The sequence below is a fragment of the Pedobacter kyungheensis genome (genome assembly GCF_000812965.1).
Classification (GTDB): Bacteria; Bacteroidota; Bacteroidia; order Sphingobacteriales; family Sphingobacteriaceae; genus Pedobacter; species Pedobacter kyungheensis.
In genome coordinates this window covers 20588-29391 of the sequence record NZ_JSYN01000046.1, presented here as the reverse complement: position 1 = coordinate 29391, position 8804 = coordinate 20588, and the positions used below count along the sequence as shown (strand labels likewise).

Below are 8804 nucleotides of genomic sequence, written 5' to 3'. Positions count from 1 at the left end.
AATTGTAACTGTGATTTAGCCAATCCATACATATTGGAAAGTTCATGTACAGAGTGTTCTTCTTTGATTACCTTGTTGACTAAATCAAGTTTAAACTGATAGTCATATTTTTGTTTTCTACTCATAAAAAATGCCCCAAAAAGTGTCTAACTTTTTGGGGCATGTCCATTACCGGCTTTTTTTATTGTTTTTTTTTCAAAAAACTCAAAAGGATCTAGCCTTATTCATTTGCTGTTGTCTAAGTAATTACTACGCAAAAATACAGGTTTCGTGTAAAATTTGTATCTAAAATACTGCTTATACGTAAATAATTCACGTACACATTTCTTTTCGTGTAAAATTAACTGCTGGCCTATTTTTGTAATTATTGTGTTACCCTATATTTGGCATAGTGATCCCGCACATATTATTATTAAAGCAAATTAAACCTATATGGTGGGAAACTTCTACTTTACCAATTCAAAAAATACAAAAGCAATTGGCGCTATCTTCTTCAATGCAAAAAGCTGGTCTTTGACCTTACATCTCTCACATTTGCAATTAAACCATTCAGACTTAATCGAATGGCGAGATCTATTATTTCGGTACAAAAAGCCAGAAGTAGTGGATAATGTTCCTGGCAATTCAAAAACAACCTTTACATATTATTAATCATTAATCAACTTTACTAACTAATTATTCTACAAACATGAAAAAAGTACCAATGAAAAAAACGCTTTATTTCCTTGCCACTATGGGAGCCGCATTTGTAATGACCACTACAGGATGTAAAAAAAATGAAAAATCAATGCCCGATGCTGAAATCAACACCGCTGCAATTGGCGATGTATCTTTGGATAAGGTAGTTAAAGATCTGAAAACAATCAAAGCAATAGGTTTTGATCCGACTAGTGCAAAAATAGTAGCCGACGGGTACATTGTTGAGGGTGATATTCACCTAAGCAGAAAAAGCCTTGATGGTTTTGCTATGCAGCCAGCACGTCAGGAACAGTACTCTACCCAATATAAAATAGCTACATCAGGTGTAAGAACAATTAATCTGGCCCTTACCAATTCGGGTAGTGCCGGCAATTTGAATACTGCTTTTGATAATACAGTGAAGGACCTGAATAACCTGAAGTTGCCTTCGTTAAAGTTTGTAAGAGTTACTGATCTTACCAAAGCCGATATTACGGTTGCCTTTAAAGACCTGGGCAAAGCTGATGCTAACGGTAATGTAACCCTGGGGCAAGACGGATCGTTTGTAAATCCTGATGGAAATCCGGGTAGCGATATATCTTTAAACAGTAACCCGGATGCAGGTATCGCTTCTGCTAGTGTATCGTTTCTTCAAAGCGTGTTAGATCATGAATTTGGTCATGCAATTGGCTTAAGACATACTGATTATCGCGATAGACTATATGGAGAATTAAAGTCTGGTGGCTCCAACCCAACTTCGACTGCACAAGACGCCGCACTTACCAATTTAACCAAGCAATTAGTGGATGACAAATATGGTGCAGGCACCTGGAATAAACAATCTGCCAAATCGAAGGCATCATTGAAAGCACAGGTTTTTGCCGCATATTTTGATGAAGGCGAGGGTTCAAGCTCAGATTATTCTTTGGCTACCCATATTTATGGCACACCGCTTACACCTACCTATACTAACAATACTTTTACCACGGCAACAGATCCGCTTTCTATCATGATTTCATATGCCAACAGCAGCAACCTTACTTATAGTGCATACGATAATATTGCATTATTGGGACTGTATGGCAGTGCCAATCAACAAGCGCTAATTCAAAACTACCTTACATCAACAGGAACAGTAACATCGGCCGCTAATGCTAAAGGATTAACTACTGTAGCCCAGGTGGTAACAGCAGTTAAAGCAGCAAATTAAAGCAGTTTTGCCTGACTAAAAGGTTACGGCCTATAAACTATTGAGGTTTATAGGCCGTTTTTTATAGAAAAACCAATAAGCTTACACTGCTATTCCTCATGCAAAAACCCAGCGCAACAAACAAACTGCCAGCTCCCTGCTCTTTGCTTTAGTCTTTAAGCTTTAGTCTTTAAGCTTTAGTCATTCTGCTTTGGTCTTTAGTCTTTCAGCTTTCCACTTTCTTTGGGCATGCCCCAAGCTACGCAAGGGTCGGGCTATCCGTTCCAATCTTTTGTTTGGCTTTCGGCTGCGCTCAAGCTTGCAACAAAAGGATTTACACTGCTATCCCTCATGCAAAAAACCAGCGCAACTAACAAACTGCCGGCTCCCTGCTCTTTGCTTTAAGCTTTGGTCTTTAGTCTTTCAGCTTTCCGCTTCAATCTTTACACATTCTTAACCAAATGATAATCTACACTGCTTGAAAAACAGCGTTATACGGATTTATTTTGCGGTTCAGATAATAAACAAACCATGAACTGTAAAAAACTATTTGGTGCAATCCTGATTGCATCACTGGCATTTGCTGCCTGTAAGAAAAACCCAACCGACGAACCGATTATAGATCCGCCAATTGAGGCTGTTGTTCCCGAAAAAATCGACAGCTTTAAAGAAATTGCGTCAATTGATTTGGGTGGAGAAACTGCAGCTGAGATTTCTGCTTACGACCCATTAACCAAAAAACTTTTTGTAGTAAGTAATGATGGTGGTGCTAAGGTAGAAGTATTGGATTTAGCTAATTATCCAACGGTTACTAAATCGAAAACATTAAGTTATGCAAGTAATGCCGGGATCAATAGTGTAGCAGTTAGCAATGGTCTACTTGCAATTGCTTTAGATGGAGCCGATAAGCAGGGAAATGGCGATTTAGTAGTGTTAAAAACGTCAGATTTATCAGAAGTTAAAAAGATTACCGTAGGTGCCATGCCTGATATGGTTACTTTTAGCCCTGATGGGAATTATATTCTATCGGCCAACGAAGGCGAACCAAATCTGGCTTATACAGTTGACCCTAAAGGAAGTATTTCAATCATCAATGTTAAAGATAACTATTCAGTAAAGACAGTAGATTTCTCAGCTTTCGAATCACAAAAAGCCACATTGCTTGCCGGTGGTTTCAGGATTTATGGCTACAACGCAAGCTTTACCCAGGATATCGAGCCTGAATATATTGCCGTAAGCAGCGATTCTAAAAAAGCTTATGTAACGCTTCAGGAAAATAATGGTGTTGCCGAAATTGATGTAGTTGCCGGAACCATTACCAAAATTACCCCATTGGGTACCAGAGATATCAGTTTGGCCGAAAATGCCTTTGATGTAAGCGATAAAGACAATAAAAAAGAATTGGGTACATGGCCAATCAAGGCTTATTACCTCCCTGATGCAATCTCTTATTTTACTACTGGTGGTACTGCTTATCTGGCCCTGGCCAACGAAGGTGATACCAGGCAGGATTATACCCCGAAAGAGGCTAAGGAAGAAGTACGCGTAAAAGACCTGATGTTAGATCCTGTTAAGTTCCCTAACGCCGCAACCTTACAGTTAGACGCTAATCTGGGCAGGCTTACCGTAACCAATACCGCTGGTTTTACCATGGTAGGTACAAATAAAGTATATCAGGAGTTATTTTCAACAGGCGGAAGAAGTGTAAGTATTCTGAATGCCAGTACCGGAGCTTTGGTAGCCAATATTGGTAAAGATTTAGAACAACATGTAATTGATGCCGGTAAATATGACGATGACCGTTCGGATAATAAAGGTGTAGAAGTAGAAAGTGTAACCGTTGCACAGGTAAACGGACAAACCCTGGCTTTTATTGGCATGGAACGTGCAGATGCAATTGCCATATACAATGTAACCAACCCTGCTGCACCAAAATTTGTTCAGTTATTCTCAACCGGCGATGCGCCCGAAGGTCTTTTATTTGTTAAACCAAAAGACAGTCCGAATGGCAGAAGCTTATTAATTGTTTCAAATGAAGGAGATGGAACTGTAAAGTTCTATCAGCCCGATAAAATATAGTCGACTCTCTTATTAATTATTATGTTTTGGGCCCCGGTTTTACATCGGGGCTTTTTGTTTTATTGCTATTCCACTCCAAAATCGTCATTCCCACGAAAGTGGGAATCTTAACGCATTAGATAAGGTATTGAATTGAACAGCTCTTGCACCATAATAACCACGCTTTACCTTTAAGCTTCCAAATTTAAACCCTATATTGCAGCACAAATAAAACTTTAGGGGTGCCTTCAATTCTGTAGGCTGAGAATATACCCTTTTTATAGGCGAAAAGGTAAAAGGTAGAAGGTGGAGGGTGAAAAGCCCTATGCCCTAAACCTTACACCCTATACCCTATAAATGGACCTGATCCGGATAATGCCGGCGTAGGAAATTAGTTTGTCTGCTGCATATAGTGCATTTCTGCATTATTGAAGACTCCTGAAGTGTTATATACAAAGATGAAGTCTAAAACCATGAATTATATTAATGTTTTAACCATTGCTGGTTCTGATAGTGGGGGTGGTGCAGGTATTCAGGCCGATTTAAAGACCTTTTCGGCACTGGGCTGTTTCGGCACTTCGGTAATTACGGCGGTAACCGCACAAAATACAATGGGGGTAAAATCGGTGCATGGCATTCCTCCCGAATTCATTAGCGATCAGTTGCAGGTAGTGCTGGAAGATATACAACCCGTAGCGATTAAAATCGGCATGATTAACCGCGCAGAAGTAGTCGCGGTAATTGAAACGGCACTTAAGCGCTATGCGGAGGAAGTTCCTGTAATTTTAGATCCGGTGATGGTAGCTACCAGCGGCCATAAACTGATCGCGCCCGATACGGTTACGCAGCTAATCGATAAGCTATTCCCACTCGTAACCCTGGTTACCCCTAATATAGATGAGGCCATTATCCTTGCCGAACAATCCATTAACAATCTGGATGACATGATAACCGCCGGCCGGAAAATTATCGGAAAAGGAGCAAAGGCTGTTTTGGTAAAAGGGGGGCACCTGGCCGGCCCGGTTATTTACGATGTGTTTATCGCAGGTAATGAGTTGCCGGTAATTTTGGAAAGCGCTTTTATTGCTTCTAAAAATCTGCATGGAACAGGTTGCACACTCTCTTCAGCAATTGCTTCAGAAATGGGTAAAGGTAATGATCTACTTACGGCCATTAAAAACGCTAAAAAATACATTGCTTCAGCTTTGCAGGAGGGGAGCCAGGTTACTACCGGTGCCGGTAATGGTCCGCTGAATCATTTTTTTAACCCTTTAAAATTAATTATACAATGAAATGGAGCGAGCAGGCCTGGGAGTTGGTAAAGCCGATTTATGATAAGATTTTAGCCATGCCCTTTAACCAGGAGTTAAGTGATGGCACTTTGCCCAAAGAAAAATTTATTTTCTACCTGGCACAGGATGCTTACTATTTACTGGAATTTGGGCGTACGCTAAGTACCATTAGCGGGCGGGTACAGGATGCAGAACTGGTGATGGCCTATGCCGGATTTTCTACCGGAGCTATTTTTGCCGAACGTAGCCTGCACGAAAGCTATTTCGTAGAATTTGGTCTTGATAGCCAGGTGAAACCATCTCCATCGATACTTTTGTATACCAATTATATTTTAAACCAGGCAGCTTATGCCAGTGTGGAAGTAGCAGCTGCAGCAGTTTTGCCTTGTTTCTGGATTTACAAGGCAGTAGGTGATCATATTTTTGCCCGGCAGCAGGGAGATCAGAATATTTATAAAAGGTGGATAGATATGTATGCCGGAACCGAATTTGCCCAGGCTGTAGCGAAAGCTATCGAGATAACCGATAACCTGGCTAAGGGTGCTAATGCCGCTACACGTCAAAAAATGCTCGATGCTTTTGAAATGGCTGCGCGCCTGGAATGGATGTTTTGGGATAGTGCATATAACCTTGAAGCGTGGGAAATATAGTCTGATTATAACCTTTTCTGCAAATATTTTGATATAAACTTAAAAAAGTGTCGGTATTTTCAATTGATTTAAGGAACTTTGCAGCTTAATCTTATTACTCACACATCAGTTTTGGAAGAAAGCACGCAAGATCAGGCCCTATTAAATACACCAGAAAATAAACCTGTATTAGCATCCAGCTCTCCGAAACAAGTACGCTTTGCCATATCTGCTTTTTATTTTATGCAGGGGGTTTGCTTTGCAAGCTGGGCCAGTCGTATTCCGACATTTAAAGCTTCAATGGGTTTAAATGATGCAGAATTAGGCTCTATTCTTTTTGCATTGCCTGCCGGACAGATCATGACCATGTTTTTTTCGGCAAAATTAACCACACACTTCGGGAGCAAGAAAATGCTCAAAGCCACGGCCCCCATGTATGCCATTGCGCTAACCTTTTTGGCCTTGGCCACCGCGGGCTGGCAGCTGGCTGCTTTTTTGGTGCTGTTTGGTATAACAGGTAACCTTTGCAACATTGCGTTAAATACACAAGGGGTAGCCGGCGAAAATTATTACGGCAAGCCCATTATGAGCTCTTTCCACGGGGCCTGGAGCATCGGAAATTTAACCGGGGCATTAATTGCATTGGGGCTGGTTAACTTAAAATTAGGGATGTATGCGCATTTCTGGATTATTGCTGCGCTATCGTTAACCAATGTGGTGTTTAACTCCGGAAAATTACTCAACTACAATAAACCCGATACGGTGGCCGAAAAGACTAAGTTTTTTACCATGCCTCAGGGTATTCTGGTACTACTCGGACTCATTGCATTTTGCAGTATGGCAACCGAAGGAACAATGTTTGATTGGAGTGCCATTTATTTCGAAGATGTGGTGAAGTTACCACATAACCGCGCAATCATTGGCTATGCTTCTTTTATGTTTATGATGGCAAGCGGCCGGTTTTTAGGTGTTTACCTGATTGGTAAATTCGGCAGGAAAAACCTGTTGCAAATCAGTGGTGCCATTATATCGATAGGTATGGGGTTGGCAGTAGTATTCCCGAATATTTTTGTGGCTATTATAGGTTTTATGCTCATTGGTTTAGGTGTTTCGAGTATTGTACCTATGGTGTACAGTATTGCCGGTAATAACAAAAAAGTACCTGCCGGTAAGGCCATAACCATGGTTTCGAGTATTGGTTATTTTGCTTTCCTGTTTGGTCCGCCACTAATTGGTTACATTTCGCAATTATCAAGCCTGCGCTACTCTTTCGGCATTATATCTGTTTTTGGTTTGTTAATCACTTTTGTGATCACCAAAATAAAGGAAATAAACTAGTAAAGATGTGCTGAATTAGCTTTTAGCGTGTAAAAGGCCGTCTGCTCGAATGTCTAACCCGAAGAATTCTGATTTCTTTATTGATTCTTCTGAATGATATTCTGTATCGATCGATTTCAAAAGCAAAGAAACTTCCATCATTGTTCTTTTTTAAACGATCTATTTGAAAGGTATTTAAATGGTTTGGAAGGGAATTGATTTTGGATAAAATTCTAATTTCTATTTTTTCGGCATAATTGACGAGGTCATTATCCTCAAGGTACTGAGTAATTTCGAGGAATTGTTTTACAGCAAGTTTATTCCATTTAATTTTCATCCATTTCAGATGTTAATAGTTAGCTTGCCAGATTCATAAAATTATATTAAATGGCCTTGCGCCTTTTCTGGAAAAGCTGTTCTACATCTTCGTGAGCAATATAATTTCCTGCTTCTATTTCTTTATCCGCTTCCTCCAGTTCCTGATTATATTGATTTAGAAATGCTGCTGCAAGCTCAGTTGGCTCGTCACTAATATCCGATTGATATTTATAATCTAAACTATCTAAAAAAGCAATTAACACTTTTTCTTCTTGTTCATTCTTGGTATTTACGAATATGCTCATATTCAAATTTAACGAAATTTTATGATAATAATTATAAGCTATTAATTACTCCTTCTTCACCCATCCATGCTCTTTTAACGCGGCAATGGCGAGTTCAATTAGCCTGAGGTTTTCATCCTGATGGCCATGTTGTACCTCCACATTGATATATGGAATATGATTCTGCATGGCGTAAACCGAAAGGGAACCATCGTTGGAAACAAATTTAGATTGAAGAATTACGTTTACATTCGCCTTTTTTAAGGTCGAAAATAATTTGGGTTCGGTTACATATAACAAATCGTCGTTATCCATCTGGAAATTGATGTAAACAGAATCTGCCGTACTCGATAAATCATATCCCGGCAGGTAAGACGAAATGCCGAAGCCTCCATCAGCATTGTTGTGGAGGGTTAAGAAGTAGCCTGTTGACTTTGGATCGTAAAAATCGACAATCTGCTTGCCGGCATTTAATATCGCTTTCTCTACTTCGTTTGAGCTGTAAGCATCTTTCTTTAGGCGTGTATTTACGCCAACTTCGGTGTAAATGGCATTTGGATCAATACGGTACCGATCGTCCATATAGGTGAAATTATAATCGCGTACACCACCATATTGGCAATCTATAAGCTCGCCGCCGCTCCAGCGGATGTAATCGAAACCAGCTTTAACACCCGTATCTTCATTATCGTGAACCACTAAAAAGCGAATTCCGTTAGGTTTATAACTGTACTTTATGAGGTTAATGTTCAGGTCGGCTACTTTAACAAATACCGAATCGGTGGTCATTGCCGCGAAAACCGGCGGGTGCTGGGCTTTTACAAAGAGGGCAGAGAAGAAAAGGAACAGGCTAAAAATGATTTTAAACATAATTACTAATATACAATGTTGATCCACAATTTGTTTGGATACAGCTTTGTAGGATTATCTCCGCGTAAAATTTTAATGGTTCGTGGCGACACGAACCAAGCCGTTCGCACAGTTTTCAACTTTCCGTGTTTTTCGTGTGCTCCGTGGCAAAAACAGGTGGTTCGTGGTG

8 protein-coding genes are annotated in these 8804 nt (G+C 40.1%); 5 read left to right on the top strand and 3 right to left on the bottom strand.

The genetic code is table 11. The annotated features are described in order from the left end of the window. Nucleotides 1–688: 688 nt before the first annotated feature. From OC25_RS25695 to OC25_RS25675, 5 genes are all read left to right on the top strand, one after another. Nucleotides 689–1888 carry a M57 family metalloprotease gene (locus OC25_RS25695; RefSeq protein ID WP_039483041.1) on the top strand — a complete coding sequence of 400 codons (1200 nt, stop codon included), beginning with the start codon at nucleotides 689–691 and terminating at the stop codon, nucleotides 1886–1888. 510 nt (nucleotides 1889–2398) lie between these two features. Continuing rightward, a complete protein-coding gene (locus tag OC25_RS25690; protein ID WP_039483039.1) occupies nucleotides 2399–3946 on the top strand; it encodes a choice-of-anchor I family protein in 1548 nt (515 codons plus the stop codon). A gap of 452 nt (nucleotides 3947–4398) precedes the next feature. Continuing rightward, nucleotides 4399–5217, top strand: a complete 819-nt coding sequence (thiD, locus tag OC25_RS25685) for a bifunctional hydroxymethylpyrimidine kinase/phosphomethylpyrimidine kinase (RefSeq protein WP_156131587.1) — start codon at nucleotides 4399–4401, stop codon at nucleotides 5215–5217. Beyond that, nucleotides 5214–5867, top strand: a complete 654-nt coding sequence (locus OC25_RS25680; protein WP_039483033.1) for a TenA family protein — start codon at nucleotides 5214–5216, stop codon at nucleotides 5865–5867. Before thiD ends, OC25_RS25680 begins: the two co-directional genes overlap by 4 nt. Before the next feature lie 111 nt (nucleotides 5868–5978). Then, entirely contained in the window at nucleotides 5979–7184 is a 1206-nt protein-coding gene (locus tag OC25_RS25675; RefSeq protein WP_039483030.1) for an MFS transporter, read from the top strand. Between the two features lie 22 nt (nucleotides 7185–7206). Here the strand turns inward: OC25_RS25675 and OC25_RS28580 are convergent, their stop codons facing one another. The 3 genes from OC25_RS28580 to OC25_RS25660 are packed head-to-tail and all read right to left on the bottom strand — an operon-like array spanning nucleotide 7207 to nucleotide 8635. Continuing rightward, nucleotides 7207–7500: a type II toxin-antitoxin system RelE/ParE family toxin gene (locus OC25_RS28580; RefSeq protein WP_039483027.1), complete on the bottom strand. Its 294-nt coding sequence runs from the start codon at nucleotides 7498–7500 to the stop codon at nucleotides 7207–7209. 46 nt (nucleotides 7501–7546) lie between these two features. Continuing rightward, nucleotides 7547–7786, bottom strand: a complete 240-nt coding sequence (locus tag OC25_RS25665) for a hypothetical protein (RefSeq protein ID WP_039483024.1) — start codon at nucleotides 7784–7786, stop codon at nucleotides 7547–7549. Nucleotides 7787–7831: 45 nt separating this feature from the next. Continuing rightward, nucleotides 7832–8635, bottom strand: coding sequence for a hypothetical protein (locus tag OC25_RS25660; protein ID WP_039483021.1), 804 nt, complete (start codon nucleotides 8633–8635; stop codon nucleotides 7832–7834). Nucleotides 8636–8804 lie beyond the last annotated feature (169 nt).